At 65.2% G+C, this 17671-nt stretch carries 21 protein-coding genes; 10 read left to right on the plus strand and 11 right to left on the minus strand.

Going from position 1 to position 17671, the window contains the following annotated elements; genetic code table 11:
- Nucleotides 1-20 precede the first annotated feature (20 nt).
- From AMS69_RS04350 to AMS69_RS04365, 4 genes are read left to right on the plus strand one after another with little or no spacing between them, the layout of a single operon-like run.
- Nucleotides 21-356 carry a DUF7855 family protein gene (locus tag AMS69_RS04350; RefSeq protein WP_053966848.1) on the plus strand — a complete coding sequence of 112 codons (336 nt, stop codon included), beginning with the start codon at nucleotides 21-23 and terminating at the stop codon, nucleotides 354-356.
- Nucleotides 353-1162 carry a DUF7856 family protein gene (locus AMS69_RS04355; RefSeq protein ID WP_053966849.1) on the plus strand — a complete coding sequence of 270 codons (810 nt, stop codon included), beginning with the start codon at nucleotides 353-355 and terminating at the stop codon, nucleotides 1160-1162. The genes AMS69_RS04350 and AMS69_RS04355 overlap by 4 nt, the downstream gene beginning before the upstream one ends.
- A gap of 32 nt (nucleotides 1163-1194) precedes the next feature.
- Entirely contained in the window at nucleotides 1195-1962 is a 768-nt protein-coding gene (locus AMS69_RS04360) for a DUF7857 domain-containing protein (RefSeq protein WP_053966850.1), read from the plus strand.
- Complete coding sequence (locus tag AMS69_RS04365; protein ID WP_053966851.1) at nucleotides 1959-2669, plus strand: MinD/ParA family ATP-binding protein; 711 nt, start codon at nucleotides 1959-1961, stop codon at nucleotides 2667-2669. Before AMS69_RS04360 ends, AMS69_RS04365 begins: the two co-directional genes overlap by 4 nt.
- On the opposite strand, the gene AMS69_RS04370 is transcribed toward AMS69_RS04365, so the two are convergent.
- Nucleotides 2648-3508: a transcription initiation factor IIB gene (locus AMS69_RS04370; RefSeq protein WP_053966852.1), complete on the minus strand. Its 861-nt coding sequence runs from the start codon at nucleotides 3506-3508 to the stop codon at nucleotides 2648-2650. The two genes, AMS69_RS04365 and AMS69_RS04370, sit on opposite strands and share 22 nt — an antisense overlap.
- Before the next feature lie 171 nt (nucleotides 3509-3679).
- Here AMS69_RS04370 and AMS69_RS04375 point away from each other — a divergent pair, with 171 nt between their 5' ends.
- A complete protein-coding gene (locus tag AMS69_RS04375) occupies nucleotides 3680-4174 on the plus strand; it encodes a DUF7858 family protein (RefSeq protein WP_053966853.1) in 495 nt (164 codons plus the stop codon).
- Nucleotides 4175-4373: 199 nt separating this feature from the next.
- The gene (locus AMS69_RS04380; RefSeq protein ID WP_053966854.1) at nucleotides 4374-5894 is read left to right on the plus strand and encodes a hypothetical protein; all 1521 of its coding nucleotides are present in this window, start codon (nucleotides 4374-4376) and stop codon (nucleotides 5892-5894) included.
- A gap of 2 nt (nucleotides 5895-5896) precedes the next feature.
- Here AMS69_RS04380 and AMS69_RS04385 read toward each other — a convergent pair whose 3' ends face one another.
- Both AMS69_RS04385 and AMS69_RS04390 read right to left on the minus strand, forming a co-directional pair.
- Complete coding sequence (locus tag AMS69_RS04385) at nucleotides 5897-6481, minus strand: NADPH-dependent FMN reductase (RefSeq protein ID WP_053966855.1); 585 nt, start codon at nucleotides 6479-6481, stop codon at nucleotides 5897-5899.
- Between the two features lie 266 nt (nucleotides 6482-6747).
- Nucleotides 6748-6996, minus strand: coding sequence for a hypothetical protein (locus AMS69_RS04390; protein ID WP_053966856.1), 249 nt, complete (start codon nucleotides 6994-6996; stop codon nucleotides 6748-6750).
- 97 nt (nucleotides 6997-7093) lie between these two features.
- On the opposite strand from AMS69_RS04390, the gene AMS69_RS04395 reads away from it, so the two are divergent.
- The gene (locus tag AMS69_RS04395; protein WP_053966857.1) at nucleotides 7094-7636 is read left to right on the plus strand and encodes a Rieske (2Fe-2S) protein; all 543 of its coding nucleotides are present in this window, start codon (nucleotides 7094-7096) and stop codon (nucleotides 7634-7636) included.
- Nucleotides 7637-7684: 48 nt separating this feature from the next.
- On the opposite strand, the gene AMS69_RS04400 is transcribed toward AMS69_RS04395, so the two are convergent.
- From AMS69_RS04400 to lrp, 3 genes are all read right to left on the minus strand, one after another.
- A complete protein-coding gene (locus AMS69_RS04400; protein ID WP_053966858.1) occupies nucleotides 7685-9172 on the minus strand; it encodes an MATE family efflux transporter in 1488 nt (495 codons plus the stop codon).
- Nucleotides 9169-9765 (minus strand): TetR/AcrR family transcriptional regulator, encoded by a 597-nt coding sequence (locus tag AMS69_RS04405; protein WP_053966859.1) that lies wholly within the window; start codon nucleotides 9763-9765, stop codon nucleotides 9169-9171. Before AMS69_RS04405 ends, AMS69_RS04400 begins: the two co-directional genes overlap by 4 nt.
- A 140-nt stretch (nucleotides 9766-9905) precedes the next feature.
- Nucleotides 9906-10364, minus strand: a complete 459-nt coding sequence (gene lrp / locus AMS69_RS04410) for an HTH-type transcriptional regulator Lrp (RefSeq protein ID WP_004960124.1) — start codon at nucleotides 10362-10364, stop codon at nucleotides 9906-9908.
- Between the two features lie 126 nt (nucleotides 10365-10490).
- Between lrp and glnA the strand changes: the two genes are divergently transcribed.
- A complete protein-coding gene (gene glnA / locus AMS69_RS04415) occupies nucleotides 10491-11846 on the plus strand; it encodes a type I glutamate--ammonia ligase (protein WP_053966860.1) in 1356 nt (451 codons plus the stop codon).
- A gap of 12 nt (nucleotides 11847-11858) precedes the next feature.
- Here glnA and AMS69_RS04420 read toward each other — a convergent pair whose 3' ends face one another.
- Genes AMS69_RS04420 through AMS69_RS04430 form a run of 3 tightly spaced genes read right to left on the minus strand, consistent with a single transcriptional unit; the run spans nucleotide 11859 to nucleotide 15460 of the window.
- A complete protein-coding gene (locus AMS69_RS04420) occupies nucleotides 11859-12752 on the minus strand; it encodes a phosphatase PAP2 family protein (RefSeq protein WP_053966861.1) in 894 nt (297 codons plus the stop codon).
- Nucleotides 12749-13975, minus strand: coding sequence for a YhjD/YihY/BrkB family envelope integrity protein (locus AMS69_RS04425; RefSeq protein WP_053966862.1), 1227 nt, complete (start codon nucleotides 13973-13975; stop codon nucleotides 12749-12751). Before AMS69_RS04425 ends, AMS69_RS04420 begins: the two co-directional genes overlap by 4 nt.
- Before the next feature lie 48 nt (nucleotides 13976-14023).
- Complete coding sequence (locus AMS69_RS04430) at nucleotides 14024-15460, minus strand: MATE family efflux transporter (protein WP_053966863.1); 1437 nt, start codon at nucleotides 15458-15460, stop codon at nucleotides 14024-14026.
- A gap of 93 nt (nucleotides 15461-15553) precedes the next feature.
- Here AMS69_RS04430 and AMS69_RS04435 point away from each other — a divergent pair, with 93 nt between their 5' ends.
- Nucleotides 15554-15973 (plus strand): hypothetical protein, encoded by a 420-nt coding sequence (locus AMS69_RS04435; protein WP_053966864.1) that lies wholly within the window; start codon nucleotides 15554-15556, stop codon nucleotides 15971-15973.
- A gap of 100 nt (nucleotides 15974-16073) precedes the next feature.
- A complete protein-coding gene (locus AMS69_RS04440) occupies nucleotides 16074-16733 on the plus strand; it encodes a helix-turn-helix domain-containing protein (protein WP_053967029.1) in 660 nt (219 codons plus the stop codon).
- A gap of 13 nt (nucleotides 16734-16746) precedes the next feature.
- Here the strand turns inward: AMS69_RS04440 and AMS69_RS04445 are convergent, their stop codons facing one another.
- Together AMS69_RS04445 and AMS69_RS04450 are read right to left on the minus strand one after the other, a co-directional pair.
- On the minus strand, nucleotides 16747-17166 hold the full coding sequence (locus AMS69_RS04445) for an SHOCT domain-containing protein (protein ID WP_053966865.1): 420 nt from the start codon (nucleotides 17164-17166) through the stop codon (nucleotides 16747-16749).
- The gene (locus tag AMS69_RS04450) at nucleotides 17163-17579 is read right to left on the minus strand and encodes a hypothetical protein (RefSeq protein WP_238378343.1); all 417 of its coding nucleotides are present in this window, start codon (nucleotides 17577-17579) and stop codon (nucleotides 17163-17165) included. The genes AMS69_RS04445 and AMS69_RS04450 overlap by 4 nt, the downstream gene beginning before the upstream one ends.
- Nucleotides 17580-17671: the final 92 nt, after the last annotated feature.

Genomic DNA, 17671 nt, shown 5'->3' on the forward strand with positions numbered 1-17671 from the left:
ATAATAGCAATGTCTACCCAGTGCTACTCGTCGTCACGTACTCCCGGCCGGCACGCAGAGACTTACGGAACGTCTGTCGTGCCCACGAAGCGTGTGTCGTTCGGCAGTTCGGGAGAGCAGCGTTGTTCTCCGGGACCGAGTTCGGGGCGTTTCAGGCGCTTCGTCTGCACGAGAAACACGGGCTTGACGTTCAGATCGAGCACGTCGAGCCGTTCGAACCGACGGACGTCCCGAAACACGTTCGGAAGGCGGCCAAGCGGTACGAGGCACGCGAGGAACCGGCGACGCCCTACGAGCGGTTCGCATCGGGACGTGATCTCCCGGACCCGGACCAACTCCGAGGCGTCGACCTGTGAGGCTCCGCGTCGCTGGAACTACTTACACGGGCGCTGTCGTCGACCTCCGAGCCCGAAACGTCGACGGTCAGACCGTCGCCGCAAGCATCCGCGGCCGGCGGTGCCTTCCCGCTGTGTCCTGTCCGGAACCGCCGGCCGTGTACGCGTACACCGGACACGTCCACCCGTCGATGGGACTCCGAACGCGAACTGCACTTGCGGCTGCCGCCCGGTCACGGGGATACGAGACGCCACAGGACGACGCTATCGCGGACCGCCGCGCAAAGCTGGCCGAGCTTGAGTGCTCGCCGCCGGAGCTGCCGGACCCTGTCGATCCGGTCTCGGAGTCGACAATCGACGGCCTGCAGGAAGCGGTCGCTACCCACCGCGGGCGTCTCACCGCTCGGCAGGCGGTCGGTGCGGACGACGAAGCGGCACAGGCCGCTCTCCGCGACGCGGCAACGGAACTGAGCGAACTGGAGACGCAGCGGGCTGCCGTCAGCGAAACTCGCGAACTCCGCCGGAGCCGGGCACGCGCCTACCGGGACACACTGGAGGAACAGCGTCGGCTTGCCGACGAACTGGCCAACCTCCGGCGGAGCGCTCGGGCAACGCTCGTCGACCGATGTGCCGAGACGTTCGCTCGGGCCATCGACGCCGTTCCGGGGCCAGTTCCGGACAGCCCGTTCGACGCCGACCCAGTAACGGCCGCTCTGGGCGTACTCCGGTTCGCGAAGACGCCCGCACCGGTCGTCCTCGAAACGGATCGGTTCAGATCGCCGACAGCTGCATCGGACTGTCTCGACGCCCCTGTCGTTCGTTGCTGACTTTTAAATCAGAAGGCCAGACCACCGCCCCTATGGTTACCTTCGACTGTCGCGCTGAGCGAGTCGACGGCGTGACGCTCGTCACGGCCACTGTCGGCGACATCCCCGAACCGACTCGAATTACTGTTCGGAACCGTCTCGATGGTCCGCTCTGGCCGCCGAGGACGCAAGGCGTTCCTGAGGCCGGCTGGTCGGAAGATGGGTTCGAGGGAGTCGTGAGGCCGGGAACACACGCGCTCGGGTACGCGACGCCGGCCCTGCCGGCTGACCAGCCGGCGGAACTGGTGCGTGCTGAGCCGGCACCTGATACTGCGACCGCCGACGAGCGACTCGACTCCGCAGCTGCCGTACTCAGAGAACTGGGCGACCCGTCGCCGCCTGCTGACGCTGTGCCAACAGCCGAGCCGGTACACGTACCCCAAACTGCGAGTGCTGGGCCGCCCGACCTCACACCCGAGCAGGACATCGAACCACAGCCAGAGGGAAGTCATCAGCCAGCCGAATCAGGGACTGCGTCCGGGCACCGTCCGGATCAGCAACTCCCTGACGCGGTCTCGCAGTGGCTCGAAACCGTTGCTCGACGGGTAGACTGTGCCGAGCGGCTGGCTGAGGCGGAGTCGCTGTCGGCGGCGACAGCTGCGGTTCGTGCGGTAGACGACCTCTCCGGCGTCCGGACGGTCGCGGCACGCGGCGATACTGACGAGCAAATGCTCCGGGCGCTGGCCCGGCGGGCCGAACGGCTCGCCGACCGACGAGCGGCCGCCACGGTACCGACCGAAACGCTGGCCCGGCTGGCATGATCCTGGCAGTCACCGGCGGCAAGGGCGGCGTCGGCAAGTCGACTGTCGCGTACAATCTCGCGGCGGAACTCGACGAACTTGAACGGGCCGACAGCAGGGACTCGCTCTCGAACGCGGGGAGCGTCGTCGTTGACGGCGATCTCGGGATGGCGGACCTCCCGTCCAGCCACGGGCCCGACCTGCACGACGTTCTCGCCGACCGCGCCGACCCACACGAGGCTGTCCGCGAGGACGGTCCCGTGACTCTCGTCCCGTGCGGACGAACGCTGGCCGGCGCTCGAAGCGCCGACTTGCAGCCCCTCACAGACGTATTCGCCGCACTGGAGCGGGCCTATCGCTGGGTTATCGTGGATTCGCCAGCCGGCCTGCACGCCGACGTGGGGCTGCCCCTTGCAGCCGCCGACGCCGCGGTACTCGTTACGACGCCGGAAGGTGCGGCCCTCGCCGACGCGCTCCGGGTTCGGGCGCTGGCCCGCGAACTCGACGCCGGACTCTGTCGGGTCGTCCTCAACCGTGCAGGCACAAATCCTGCGACCGAGGCCGTCGCGGACCGGTTCGGTGCGCCGGCCGTCGGTATCCCGGAAAGTGAACCACTGGCGACGGCACAGGCGCACGGACAGCCGCTTCGAGACACAGCCCCGGACACACCGGCCAAACACTCGCTCGAAGCGCTCGCTGACGCCGTTTACTCTTGTAGCTCGGTGTAGGTCCCTCGTAACGTGACCGGCGTTACGTCTGCTGTCTCTGCCGCTTCGGCCTGCGTGAGCGCCACGTCCTGCTCCTGGGCCGCGGTGTAGAGACACGCCGCCGCGACGCCGGCTGGATTGCGCCCACTGACCAGGCCACGGTCCTGTGCCACGTCGACGAGCTGTTCCGCACGCTGCCGGACTGCCGTCGGCAACTCAAGCGTCGTTGCAAACCGGGGGACGTACTCGCGTGGGTCAATCGGACCGGTCGGTAACCCGAGTTCTCTGTTTAGGGCGTCGTAGGCCGCGCGAAGCTCCGCCTGGGTCGCTTTGGCGACAGTACAGAGTTCGTCGACGGTCCGGGCAACGCCCTCGGTCCGGCAGGTGGCGTAGATGGCCGCGGCTGCGAACCCTTCCAGCGTTCGCCCCTGTAGCAGGGCCTCCTTCTGTGCCGACTCGAACAGCACGCACGCCCGGTCTCTGATTGCGTCTGAGAGCGCCATCGAACTGATGATACGCCGGATCTCGGTGAAGGCGTATACCTTGTTTCGCTCGCGCTTCGAGCTGATCTGGGCGCGGTTGTGTTCGCGGCGGAGGCGAGCGAACTGACGGCGTTTGCGCCCTTTCAGCCGAGTCGACCGGCCGATTTTCGTCGAAAGGCCGCGGTCGTGACGGGACCGCGTCAACGGTGCGCCCGTGCGTGCCCGGTCCGTGTCGTCATCGTCGAACGACCGCCACTCCGGGCCGGGGTCGATGGCGTCCTCGCTGACGACCAGCCCGCAGCTGCCACACACCGATTCGACGCCCTGCTGTTTGACTGACCCGTTACACTCCGGACATTGTGTTACCGTCGTACTCATGTTTCCACCTACGGTTGGATGGTGGGTTAAAAAACCGATGCAAAGCCGGGTTTCCGGGCGGTTTTCGTCGGATCTGCCAACCGGTAACCGGTAGGTAAACGCCGAGAGTGGTGCCAGTGCCTATCTGGATACCGACAGTATTAAATTCCAAAGATAGAAACAAAATTTTTAATGACGTTGTCGGATATCGCTGCTGGTGTCGAGGTCACGACCCACCAGCGTGACCACGGTGTCGCGGCTGTCGACGAGACGGGCGCGCCGCTCCCGGAGCGGCTGGCTCCCGTAGCCGACGACCTCCCGTGTTCGGCGACGACAGCGGCGACCGTCGTCGAGACCTACGCAGCCGGGCGGAGCGTTGGCGATGCGGGCCGCGCCGCCGGTGTTGCGCCCGTGGTGGCCGCCAAGACGCTTCACCTCGTCGGCGAGCAAGTGTCGCCGGTCGGCCCACAGGGCCGCGAGATAATCGCCGATTGGCTTGCCGGGGACATCTCCCGCAGCGATGCTATTGCACTCGCTGGCGTGACTGAACAGGAGTTTGCCCTAGCTGTGTACATCGAGACCCACGAACCGTTGCCCGCGGCCCGCGATGCGGTTGAGGGCGCACTGACGACTGCGGAACGGGACCCGTTAGGAGAGACGATGAGCGACATCGGCGAGCTGTTGTGAGGATGTGTGAAGTATTCTCTCGGCGAGGTCGGGAGTGAGTGACATCGGCGAGCTGTTGTGAGGGTGTGTGAAGTGCTTTCTCGGCGAGGTCGGGAGTGAGCGACATCGGCGAGCTGTTGTGCGGGTGTCGAAACCGCTGTCTCGCTCCTCGCGACCTGTCTGGGGCATGCTTAACACCTATGGCTGCAAACCCGGAGTTATGTCGGCTTCGGAACTGGCAGACCGGGTGGCCGAGGTGCTTGCGGCGGATAGCGAGTCGTTCAACGAACAGGCGCGCGAGGAGGCCGAAGCGCTCAAATCCGCCGTTCGTGACGGGACGTTCGACAACACGGAAGCGATCGTCGGTATGGAACTGGAGCTGTACGCCGTTGACGAGCAGACCGACGCGCTCCAGCGGGTCCCCCGCCAGTTGCTCGAACTCATCGGGTTCGAGAAGGAACTCGGCCTGCACAACGCGGAGATGCAGACGAGTCCGCAGCCGCTGAACACCCACGGGTTGGCGGCACAGCGAAACGAACTGAAGGCGTCGCTGATGCCGGCCCAGCAACGGGTACGCAACGAGGGTATCCGGCTCGTCTCCGACGGTATGTGGACCGTTCCACCCGCCGGTGAGACGGCCCGGGAGTACCTCTGTGACTGTGTCGAACAGAACGGCGTCCGCATCGGGACGAACATGTCCGACTCTGTCCGCTATCACACGATGGCCAACACGGACTACCCCTCGGCGTTCGAAATCGACGCGCCACACGTCTCGCTACAGGCCGAGACGGTGATGCCGGAGTCGCTCATCACCTCGATTCAACCCCACTACCAGATTCCACACGCCCCGGACCTGCCGGAGTATTTCAGCTACGCGCTCCGCATCGCCGCGCCGCTGCTGGCGCTTGGCGTCAACTCGCCGTTTTTCCCGCCGGACCTCTACGACGACGCGCCCGATCTGGAGATTGTCGCCGGGGCGAACATGGAGAACCGTATCGGCGTCTTCGAGTCAGTGCTCAATCCGCCTGACGGCGACTCGACGCCACCGAAAGTGTGTTTTCCGCCGGATTTCAACTCAGTCGAGGACGCCATCGACGATATCGTCGAGGACGACACCATCGTCCCGGTCGAACTGCAGTCGGGGACCCGCTTCGACGACGATTTCGTTCACTTCCGACACAAGCACGGCACGTACTGGCGGTGGGTCAGGCCGGTGTTCGAGGGGCCGACCCGGTCGGCGGCCAACGCTCGCATCGAGTTCCGCCCGCTGGCCGCACAGCCGACCGTCGACGATGCAATCGGATTCGCCGCTGTCTTTGCCGGCCTGATGGAGAGCCTGCCACAGCTCGAACACCCTATCCGGTCGCTGGACTGGGAAACGGCAAAGCGGAACTTCTACACCGCCGCTCGGAACGGTCTCCGGGCGAAAATCGAGTGGATCACCGCTGACGGAGCGACGACGACCAGCACCGAGGAGATATACGGTGAACTGTTCGAGCACGCACGCGAGGGCCTCGAACAGCGCGGTCTCTCGGCTGAGGAGGCCCACAGTTACATCCGGCCGCTACGCGAGCGTGTCGACCGCCGGCTCACGCCCGCACGGTGGAAACACGACTACGTTCGCCGCCGCGTCGAGGAGAACGTCCCGCTTGCTGAGGCAATCTGGGGGATGCAGGCCACCTACATCCGTCATCAGGAGGAGAATCTGCTCGAGGGGAGTTTCGTCGACTGGTTCGAGTAACCTCAGTCACCGGTCGCCAGTTCCGACTGCTCCGTCTCCCCGTGTCGGTCCGCAATCCCTGCGTACGCGACGACGTCTGCCCCGAGTTTCTCGACGCGCTCGGCGATGTCTCCGTCGGCGATGTAACCGTCCTCGAAGGCAGCCCACGAGTCGGGGATGGCAACGGCTTGCGGGAGCGGCCAGCCGTTCAGTTCGAGGACAGAGGCGCGGAGATGCTGGAGCGTCGGCGTGGGGAACCCGCCGCCAGCCACTGCCAGCATGCCGACAGTCGTTCCTTCGACATCATCGATACCGCAGTAGTCAAGCGCCGTCTTCAGCGGTGAGGCGATTGTGCCGTGGTACACAGGCGTTCCAAGGACCATCGCGTCGGCCTCGCGGATACGGGCAGCGAGTTCCGGGCCGTCACCAGATTCAGCCGCACCCGTGTCGGGGTCGAACAGCGGGAGGTCCCACTCCCGCAGGTCGATGTGCTCAATCGTTGCGCCAGCCTCCGCCGCCGCGTCGAGGGTGCGCTGAACAGCGATTCTGGTTCCGCTGTCGTCTCGAAGGCTGCCGCTGATCGCGATAACGTCTGGCGTGTCGTGCATCGTATGCCTGTTCATAGCCGGTGCCTACTAGTAAGTATTCTGAGAACTCAGTTTCAGTACTCATTCTGACAGGTAGCCGCACGGCTAGACGGTCTGTAGTGACTTTACGCATCAGTCGCCACGGCCGCCGATACTGACCAGTGACTGGCCCATCTCAATCACAGCGCTGGAGAGCCACCGGCCGCGGCCGGTACACACTCATGATTGTGAAAACTGTTTCACCTACGTGAACGACGGCCCCCCATCGCCGCTGTTGCTATCTGTGACTACTCTTGATCTTCGTCGCCGTCCGTTGTCTCGTCCATCTCGTCGTCGCCTTCTGCCTCCGCCGTCTCTCCCACTTCCTCGTCCTCGTCGCTCTCGGCGAACTCGACTTCGGCTTCCAGTTCGATTTCGATGCCTTTGCCTTCCAGTTCCGCCTCGAACTCGGCCATATCTTCGACTTCCGTCTCCAGTTCCGCTGTGTCTACCTCGACCTCAACTTCCACTTCCACGGAAACGTCGTCTCGGTCCATACTCACGTTCCGGGGGGCTGACATAATTCCGTTTTGCAACCGGCATGCTGCGGACAACTTCGACATCGCTATGTGCGTCAACCGCTGACAACTCGCTATGAGTGATCCCGTGGACGTGACCGTCGACACCGACGACGAGTCGGAATCGGTCCGCATCCACGACGACGGGGGCGAGGTCGAAGCCGGTGACGCGACCGTCCGGTTCAGCTTTTCGGGGACTGGCGACACTGACCAGTCTGGCAGTGACGACGAGCAGTCACCCAACGGCGACGACGACGGTGCGGACCCGCGCCGCATCGCCGCGCTCGATTCGGTGCCCACCGACAGCACGCTCGTGTTCGAAGCGCGCGACGGCCGGCGCGGCGTCAACTGCATCCTCCACCGCTCCGGCGACGCCGTCGTTGCCTGGCGGAACTCCTGTCCGCACCAGCCCGAGGTCCCGCTGGACCCGGGTCGGGGCGCGATTGTCCGCGGTGACCAACTCGTGTGTCACAAGCATGGCGCGCAGTTCGAACCCAAGGACGGCGTCTGTACACACGGTCCATGTGCCGGTGACGCTCTGGACGGTATCGAGGTCGCAGTACAGGACGGCGACGTGTACCTCACGGACGAGCGCTTCGAGCGGGCTGCCCGGCGCTGACACACGCTGTCAGAATGTTTTGTGGCAATCATTCAGCGGCCAGCGCCGTCAGTCGTCAGCGACGGCTGGTTCGCTGCCGGCCCGTGCGTCGGCGTCGCGCCACGTCCCCCGAAGGAACCAGGCCGCTGCGAGGCCGGCCGCGAGGACGTTCGAGACAGCGAAGGCCAGCCAGATACCCTGTTCAGCCAGTGAGTACGCGAAGAGGTCGACGACCTGCGGGCCGAGCCACCCCGGGACCGTGACCGGGCGAGAGGCGACCCAGGCGACTGGGAGTCGAATGATACCCAGCATGGTAATCGCCAGCGCCGCCGCGGTGAGGGTCTTGCCGGCCCCGCGGAACCCGCCGGAGTAGGCCCGGACGATGCCGATGAAGCCGAAGGTCGGTGCGACCCACTGGAGGAACTCGGCTCCGATACGGACGACCTCGGGGTCGTCGCTGAACACGCTGACGACGGCCGGTGCGGCGAAGATAGTGACCACGCCCAGGACGGTGAGGATGGCGAACGACACCTTCGCGGCGAAATGGTTGGCCGTCGCCGCGCGGTCGGGCCGCTCGGCACCGAGGTTCTGGCCGGTCATCGTCTCGACGCCGCGGTCCATCGCGATGGCCGGCATGAACACCAGCGAGAACACGCGGATGCCGACGCCGAAGGCCGCGACCACGGTCACGGAGAACGTCCCGACGATGAACAGCATGGCGTTGACCGACACGGCGCGCCCGGTGCCTTCAACCGAGGCCGGGATGCCCAGCCTGAGCAGTTTTCGGAGGTACTCCAGATCGGGTGCCATGTCACCGAGATGGATCCGCACGCCGCGCCGGCCCGACAGCAGGATACCGATGCCGACGACCAGCGCGACGCCACGCGAGAAGATGGTCGCGACGGCCGCGCCGACGACGCCCATCTCGGGGAACACCCACCAGCCGAAGATGAGGAACGGGTCGATGACGATGTTCAGGACGACTGTGCCAAACATCACCAGCATCGGCGTGATGGTGTCGCCGGCTCCGCGCATCAGCGAGATGAATACGAAGAAGCCAAACATCGCCGTCAGCCCGAGTGAGACGACCTGTAGATAGCCTGTCGCGCCCGGGAGTACCTCGCTGGAGGCACCCAACAGTGACAGGAAGTCCTCGACGAAAAAGTACCCTGTCGCGCCGAGCAACACGGAGGCCAGCAGCGCGAACGTCACCGTCTGGGAGGCGGCGTACTCGGCCTCTCGGTGCTCCTCGGCCCCGGTGTGCTGGGCGACCAGTACACTGCCCGCCACCGACAGTCCCATGCCGAGCGAGATGAGCAGGAAGATCATCGGGAAGGCAAAGGAGATGGCCGCAAGCGCCGTCGTGGAGTACTGGCCCAGCCAGAACGTGTCCGCGAGGTTATACGCCACCTGTAGCAGGTTCGTGATGACGATGGGGAAGGAGAGAAACAGTAGCGGCTTGCCGATGTCGCCACTGGTCAGGTCCAACTCATCCTGTCCCCTGAACAGGTTCCCGAGTCGCGCACCCAGCCGAGCCAGTTTCTGCCGGACGCTCACGCTGTGACCCCCTGCTGGCCGTCCAGAAGATGCGTCTCGACATACTCGGTGAGCATCCGTCTGGTACACTCGACCGGGCGACCGGTCGTGATGCGCTCGGTCGCTGCTCCGGTCAGCACGGTGACGATGAATCGGGCAGTTTCCTCGGCGTCGAGGTCTGATTTGAACGTCCCGTCATCGATGCCGTCTTCGAGAATCGCTTCGAGTTCATCGATAAGGTACTCGTCGAATTTTGTCAGCCGCTCACGAAAGCCGGGTTCGTATGGTGCGTGGGCACGGATTTCGAGAATCGCCGTCCCGAACTCCTCGCTCCCGTCGTCCGGCTTATCAAGCACAGAGTCAATGAGCGAAAGCAGGCGTGCGTGTGGGGTTTCGCCCTCCGGGTCTTCGATCCGGTCGACAAACCCCTCATAGAGGTATTCGAGAAACGCACAGAGGAGGTCGTGCTTGCTGTCGTAGTGGTAGTGGAGGGCGGCCTTGCTCTTGTCCGACTCGTCGGCGATATCCTGCATCGTCAGATCCGCATAGCCGTGCGTACACAGCGCACGGTAGGTCGCATCCATAATATCGTCGGCCGTGTCGCCGTCGTTCATTACGTGAAACTAACTGACTGGTCAGTCAAGTATTCGTCGGTACCATTCGGGAGTGGGTTCGCGTGCCACGCTACCCAGAGATCAGACTCGCGGGAGCCGTCGCTCCGGGAGCGCTCAGAACGACTGCAGAACGGCGCTCGTTACTCTTTCAGATCGAGGTCGAACTGCTCGTGTTCACTGGCGGCGTTGAGCACGACGGAGGTGTTCGACTCCCTGATGTCCGGGTCGGTGAGCAGCTCCTTTATCTGGGCGTTCATGCCGTCGGTATCGGTGAACTTCCCGACCGCAATGATGTCGTAGTCGCCGGTGACCTCGTACACCGAGATCATCTGCTTGTGCTCCTTGAGGTCCTCGGTGACTGCCGGGAGTGACGACCCCTCAACCTTGAGTTGGATGATGGCCGTCACGTCGTAGCCGAGCTTGTCGTAATCAACCTTGGGCGTGTATCCGTTGATGATCCCCTCGTCCTCAAGATCGGAGAGGTGGTTTGAGACGGTCGTTACCGACACGTCGAGGTCTTCTCCGAGGCTTCGGAGGCTGGCACGGCCGTCACCCAGAAGTGCATTCACTAACTCACGGTCGAGATTTTCGTACGTCATTACATTGGGGGACGCCCCCCAGGGATTAGAATTTTACGAATGTCCAAATGTAAGCGAAAGCGTCGAAACCTTTGCGCAAATCAGCAGGGTTTTAGTAGTAGCACCGCTCCTATCGGGTGTCCAAAGATGACAAGCGAACTTTCAGAGGCGGCGGAGGAGGTACTCGACGAGATCGAAGAGAAGAACGTCGACTTCCTTCGACTCCAGTTTACCGACATCCTCGGCACGATCAAGAACGTCTCGATCACAGCCGACCAGGCAGAGAAAGCGTTCACAGAGGGAATCTACTTCGACGGGTCCTCGATCAACGGCTTCGTCCGGATTCAGGAGTCCGACATGCGCCTGGACCCGGACCCGTCGACGTTCTCCGTGCTCCCGTGGAGAGAGAACGTCGAAGGCGGTTCCAGTGCCCGCCTCATTTGTGATGTCATCGACACCTCGACCGGCAAGCCGTTCTCCGGCGACCCGCGTGGCGTCCTGAAGCGTGCCATCGAGCGCGCTAACGACATGGGCTATACGGTCAACGCCGCACCCGAGCCCGAGTTCTTCCTGTTCGAGGAAGACGAAGAGGGTCGCGCGACCACCAAGACCAACGACGCCGGTGGCTACTTCGACCTCGCGCCGAAGGACCTCGCGTCCGACGTGCGCCGTGACATCATCTACGGCCTCGAAGACATGGGCTTCGACATCGAAGCCTCCCACCACGAGGTCGCACAGGGTCAGCACGAGATCAACTTCACCTACGACGACGCCCTGACAACGGCCGACAACGTCGCTACCTTCCGTTCTGTCGTCCGCGCCATCGCGGCCGAACACGACCTGCACGCGACGTTCATGCCAAAGCCCATCCCGAAGATCAACGGCTCCGGCATGCACACGCACATCTCGCTGTTCACCGAGGACGGCGAGAACGCGTTCCACGACGAGGACGACGAGTTCAACCTCTCCGAGACGGCAAAGAGCTTCACCGCCGGTATCCTCGAACACGCGCCGGCCATCACCGCGGTCACTAACCCGACGGTGAACTCCTACAAGCGTCTGGTCCCGGGCTACGAAGCCCCGGTCTACGTCGCCTGGTCGGACCGCAACCGCTCGGCGCTCATCCGCAAGCCGGCCGCCCGCACGCCGGCCGCCAGCCGTATCGAGGCTCGCTTCCCCGACCCGTCGTGTAACCCGTACCTCGCCTTCGCGGCGCTCATTCACGCCGGGCTCGACGGCATCGAGCGAGATCTCGAGTGTGAGGACCCGGTTCGCGAGAACATCTACGACTTCGACGAAGAGAAACGCGAGGAGTACGGCATCACCACGCTGCCGGAGAACCTCGGCGAAGCCGTCGACGAACTCGAAAAGGACGAGGTCATCAGCGACGCGCTCGGCGAGCACGTCTTCGAGAACTTCGTCGAGGCCAAGCGTCAGGAACACAAGGAGTACCTGGTCGACGTCTCCGACTGGGAACTCGACCGCTACCTCGAGAAGTTCTAAACGGCCGCCGCTTCAGTATTTTTTCGCGAGTCGCTCACCGGCCAGCGGTAGCGTCAGCAGGGCCCCGGTCCCGAGCGCCGCAAGCAGCGTGACGGCGACCGGTGACGGGTCTAATCCGAACGTCACGCCGAGGAACGTTCCGACTGAGACAACGCCCAGCAACGCCGTGATACCGACACCGTGCCGGGTCGGCTCCGGAATCGTATCACCAAGTCGCGACCAGACCACAGCGCCCGCGACAGCAACGCCCAGCGCACCGGCCGAATTACGAGAGACGCCGCTGACGAGCAGCCCTATGACGGCGATGACAGCTGCGAGTCCGAACACCCGCTCGGGCGTTTTGAGCGTCCCGAGGGCGAGTGCGAGCGCTGTCCCGGCGATGATAAAGCCCGCGAGGATGTCGGCGAGGTAGTGGACGCCCAGTACTAGCCGGGAGAGCCCGATGAGGGCAACGATTGTCCCGGCGACAGCGGTGCGCTGTCGGCGCGTCCCGACCCGGAGTGCCCACGCGATACCGCCCCAGACGAGCAGGGAGAGGGTGGCGTGGCCGCTGGGGAAGCCGAATCCCTCTCCGGTCGCCATCGACTCGTAGACGCCCCGCAGCGCCGCTGGAAGTAGTTCGGCGTGAGTGGCCGTGCCAGCGCCGGGCGGTCGCGGTAGCGCGAACACGCCCTTCAGTGACACGACGAGCGCGACGCCGACTGCGAGCAGCGCCACCAGCATCGCCGTCCGGTCGCGAGTGAGGTCCCGACCGAGTTTCGGCGTCCACGGGCCGAGCCAGTACAGCAGGCCACAGGCCAGAAAGGTGAACCAGAAGTCCCCAAGCTGGGTGAGCAGCGCGAACAGCACGACGACTGCACCGGGCAGCGCCGACAGCACCTCGGTGACGCCGACAGCCCGTATCACTGTCGCCAGTCGCGCACGCGGTCGACGAGTCGCCCGGGGAGGCCGGTGGCAGTCAGTGTCACGCCGACCGCAATCATGATAATGTAAAGGCCAAGCACCGACAGCCAGATGACCAGCATCGCCAGCACGGCCCACATGCCCTGCAGGTAGTAGAACGCACCGAGGGTCATGATCGTGCCGTACAGCAAGACGATGTAGGGGCCCCACTGCCGGGCGTGGCCGCGGCGCATCCGGCGGCGGACGTACTGCTTGAGGTCCGACCGCACCTCGTCACGGTGGAGCGTTCGGTCCTCGACGTCTTCGCGGAACGATTCGAACTCCTCGCGGAGTTCCTGTAGTTCCTCGTCTGTCAGCGCGTCGGCGTCTCGTCCGGTTCCGACCGGCGGGGGCGTGTCGGTCTCGTCAGCGTCCTCACTCATCGCTTTGCCGGACCGTCGGCGCGATACCTGTTGTAGTTGCCGGTCCGCGAGCGCCGCGTTGACCGCTGCGCCCACGAGCAGCACCTGCCCGGCGAAGTAAAACCACGTCACGAGCAGCAGGACCCCGCCGATGACGCCATACACCTGATATGAATCGGCCTGTGCCGCGTAGACGTTGAATCCCGTCCCGAGCAGCGTCCACCCGACACCGGCAAACACCGCGCCGGGGACGGCCTCTCGGATGGTCGTCTCCTGATCGGGGAACAGGTAGTACAGCGGAAGGAAGGCGACCGCCAGCACGGGCACGAGCGCGAGCCCGCCGAGCGCGACCTGCACACCGAGTACCGTCCCGAACGCGCCGATGATACCGAGCCCGACCAGTGCGATACCGATGCCGCCCAGCGCGGCCAGCCCGTCGACGAGTTCGCCGACGATGGAGTCGGGGCCGTCCGTCCCGTAGACGCGACTGAAAGCCGTATCCAGCCCGCGGAACACCTTGAGTGCGCTCCAGAGTGTAATGCCAACACCGAGCACAGTTGCGCCCCCGCGGCCGGCCCCGCTTGTCAGCGCGTCTTCGAGCAGCGTCGACGCCGCCGGCGTAAGCACGTCACCGGCGGCGCTGACGACTCGCTCGGCGAAGGCCTCCCCGCCTGCCAGCGTACCGACGACCAGCGTCAGCAACAACAGCGGCAGCAGGGAGACGAACATGTAGTAGGCGATGCCGGCCGCGAGAAAGGAGACCTCTTCCTCCCGTACCGTGCGGACGACCTCACGACCGACGGAGACAGCGCGTGTGCGGTCCACGCGAGCATGTCGGGGTGGACCCACAAATATACTGTCGACTGATTGATGTCAGTCGTCGAGCGCCGCGTCGGGCCGGTAGGACCGGCTCACGGCCCGCCACGTCCCCGAGTGGAACCGATAGTAGGTCACCGCCGCGGGAACCGCGGTTTCGACCACCAGCGAGGCGTACAGCGCAAGCGTGCCCAGCGGCGTGACGTAGCCGAGATACGCCAGGGGGAGGGCAAACAGGTACATCCCGGCCAGCTGTGAGTAAAACGGCCAGCGCGTGTCGCCGCTGGCACGGAGCGGCCCCACGGAACCGCCGTCGACGCCCCGGAATACGACACTGCCACACGCCACGGCGACGAACACCGTCACCAGCGGGAGCACCGTGGGGTCGGAGACGAACAGGCGGGCGATACCTCGTGAGAACGGGAGCAGCGTCGCTGCGACGACGATGTACACCCCGATACTCAGCCGGAGCACCGTCTGTGCCCAGACGGTCGCCTCGGCCTCGTTGCCGTCGCCCAGCGCCTGCCCGACCAGGCTGCTGGACGCGAGGCTCAGCCCCCAGTTCGGTGTGTCAAGCAGCGCCCGGACGCGGAGTGCAACGACGTAGGCCGACACCACGCCCGGCCCGAACAGGCCGACGATGAACAGCCGCGGGAACTGCGCCCCGGTCCGCGCGAGGTTGGCCCCGACCAGCGGCGCGCCGGTCTCCGCGAGGTCACGCCCCAGTTTCCGGTCGAGGAACGGCCGCGACACCGGAATCCGGACCGGAAACGCGCCGATGATCGGCAGGCCACCGCGGGCCAGCCCGACGGCGAACCCGGCCGTGACCAGCACGTTCGCAATGACTGTGCCCAGCGCCGCACCGACGACGCCGAGGCCGAACCCGAAGATGAAGACGGCGTTCAACGCGATGTTGACGACCCCGCCGCCGGCCCGCAACAGCATCGGGGTCCAGGCGTCGTCGGCCCCGACCAGCGTCCGGCTGCCGATAAGATTCAGTGCGGCGAAGGGGACGCCGAGCGCGACGACCCGCAGGTATCGGCTCCCGTACCCGACGGCCGTGGACCCCGTTCCCACGAGGTCGACGAGCAGTCCGGGCAGGACCCAGTACGCCGCCGCGAGCGGCACTGTCAGCCCCAGCACGACGGCCGCGCTGGTCGTGACGGTGACCGCAAGTTCCCCCTCGGCGTCGGCCCCGTAGCGCTGTGACACCATGCCGATTGTCCCGCCGGCGACGCCGCCGCCCAGCGCGAACACCAGTTCCCAGAACGGGGCGGCGAAGCCGACGCCGGCGATGGCGGTCGGTCCGAGCGCTAGCCCCACCATCGCCACGTCGACTGTCGACTTCGACATCCGTGCGAGCCCGGTGACGATTCGGGGCCAGGACAGGTCCGTCGCCCGGCGGACCCGCTCGCGCTCGACGAGGTCGAACCGCGCGAGCAGACTGCCGACGAGCAGCAGGACGCCACGGACCGGATTGTACGTGGAGGGCACGTTTCGCCACTGCTTTGCGGTCGAACCCGAAAGGTGTTAAGAAACGGACGCCGCCCTCACAGGGTTTATACAGCGCCGCTGCAACGACCGGATATGGATACGGAAGCGGCCATCCGGCACGGGACGATGCAGGTAACCGTCCTGTTGCTCGTCGCGGCCGCGCTGGCTATCGGCTTCGGCGTCGCCGGTATCGGCGCGTCCCTGCCGATTGTTGTGGGGTTGCTGGTACTGACGGCTGTTCTGTTTGTTGCCCGTCCGGACGAGGACCGACTCGGTCCCGTCGCCGGTGTCGATCTGGACGGCGTCGTCCGGTCGCTGTGGCTGGCGCCACTTGTTACCGCGCTGGCGCTGCTCGTCCGTCTGTCGGCCACGCCCGGCGAGGTACAGGCTATCGGCGGGCTGCTCGGTCTCGCCGGGATGGCGAACTACTTCTTGCGCCCAGTGTACCTGCTTGCCTACGACCTCGTCGCCGCGGTTCGAGAGAGCGTCGGCCGGGCGAACGGCCGGCGCTGACAAACGAACTCCGGCGCGGGATTTACAGGCTCGCGATATGTGATATCACTCGTCACACTATGCTGTGGCCACACCCCCTACGCCGTTGGAGGCGGTCGGTGTGATCGCTGCCCGGCTCCGGATTCGCCTTCCAGACGATGTCTGGATCGCCGATGTCTCACAGGCGAACCCGAAGGCCACGTTCAGGCTGCTCTCCGGGATTCGGGCAGGCGCGACGGCGGTCGAACTCGGCGAGGTAACGACGGACGACCCCGCGACCGTCGGGGACGCTATCGCGACGCATCCGTCAGTCACCGCATACGAGGAGTTGGAACGCACTACCGACCGCGTGCTCGCGAAATACGAGACGACAGATACGGCCCTGTACGAGTTCGTCGCCGAGTCGGGGCTCCCGATCGAGTACCCGGTCACCGCCGAGAACGGCTGGTACGAGTTCGACCTCACCGGGTCACGCGCGGAGTTCGACCGCTTCCAGGCGGCCATTGAGGACGCGGGCAGACAGTACGAACTGCTGTCGCTCGTCCACAGTACCGACCCGGCCGGGCTCCTGACAGACCGTCAGCGGGACGTCCTCACGGCCGCGCTCCGAGCGGGCTACTTCGAGTTACCGCGCGACTGCACGCTCGCCGACGTGGCGGCCGCGCTCGACATCGACAAATCGACCGCGAGCCGCGTTCTCAGACGCGGTCAGACACGAATCGTCAAGTGGTTTCTCACGACGGCGACCGCACAGCCACCGCGGTCGACGGACCGCCAGTAATCCCGAGCCGCGATCACTCGCCACCTGTGGGAGACGGCACCTCACCGCGCATTTTTTCGGCCCGGTGGCCCGTTTCATGCCTTGACTCCACCGACACAGCCGTCGTTTCCAGAAGCCGTTCGAGCCGCCGCTCGAACTCGACGTCAGAGAGCTCTCCCCGGGCGTACCGCTGGCGGAGCGTGGCCAGTGCGGCTTCGGTCTCGCCGTCCCGGTCGGTGGTCGCCGGGCGACTGTCGCTTCGCCGGTCGTACTCTACCAGACCCACCGCCGCCGGGAGCACCACGCCGAAGCCGACGACGAACGCCAGCCAGAACCAGTCCACGTCAAGCGCCAGCAGCCCGAACGCGACGCCCAGCGTGACCGCCGTTACGACTGCTGAGACGACTGCACTCAGGGGGTCAGGACGGACCGGGTTTGACAGGGTCCGGCTCATTGTCCACCTCGAACGGTGAGGAATGCGGTGTACGCCGCTCCAATGAAGACAGCGCCGATGAACGCGAGTAGCAGTCCGAAGGCCCCGTAGCCGACCAGTGGCTCGCTGTACGGTGTGATGATGTCCGACGGCGGTTCGATAGCCCAGGGGCCGAGGTGGACGGCCGTAAGCAGCACGCTGTTTGCCGTCAGAAACCCGAGCCAGTACCGCAGGCCCACCCGTCCGGTTACCGTGAGGACGAGACCGAACGCCAGCAGTGGGTAGACGGCGAGACTGAACGTGAACGCGTTCACCTCTGGCGTCAGCGGCCAGCCCACGTGGTTGCCCCGGACAATGTGGTCGACGTGATGTGCCATTCCGAACAGCGCCGGCACGAGCACGACGAGATACACCTGTCTCGGAACGCTACTCATACGTGCTACGCTACTGTTCGAACGGTGGTCGGTCCGTTCCATGTGTAGACAGAACGGATGCAGTACACTGACGCTTACAGCAATATGTTGCA

The organism is Haloarcula rubripromontorii (assembly GCF_001280425.1).
Taxonomy (GTDB): domain Archaea; phylum Halobacteriota; class Halobacteria; order Halobacteriales; family Haloarculaceae; genus Haloarcula; species Haloarcula rubripromontorii.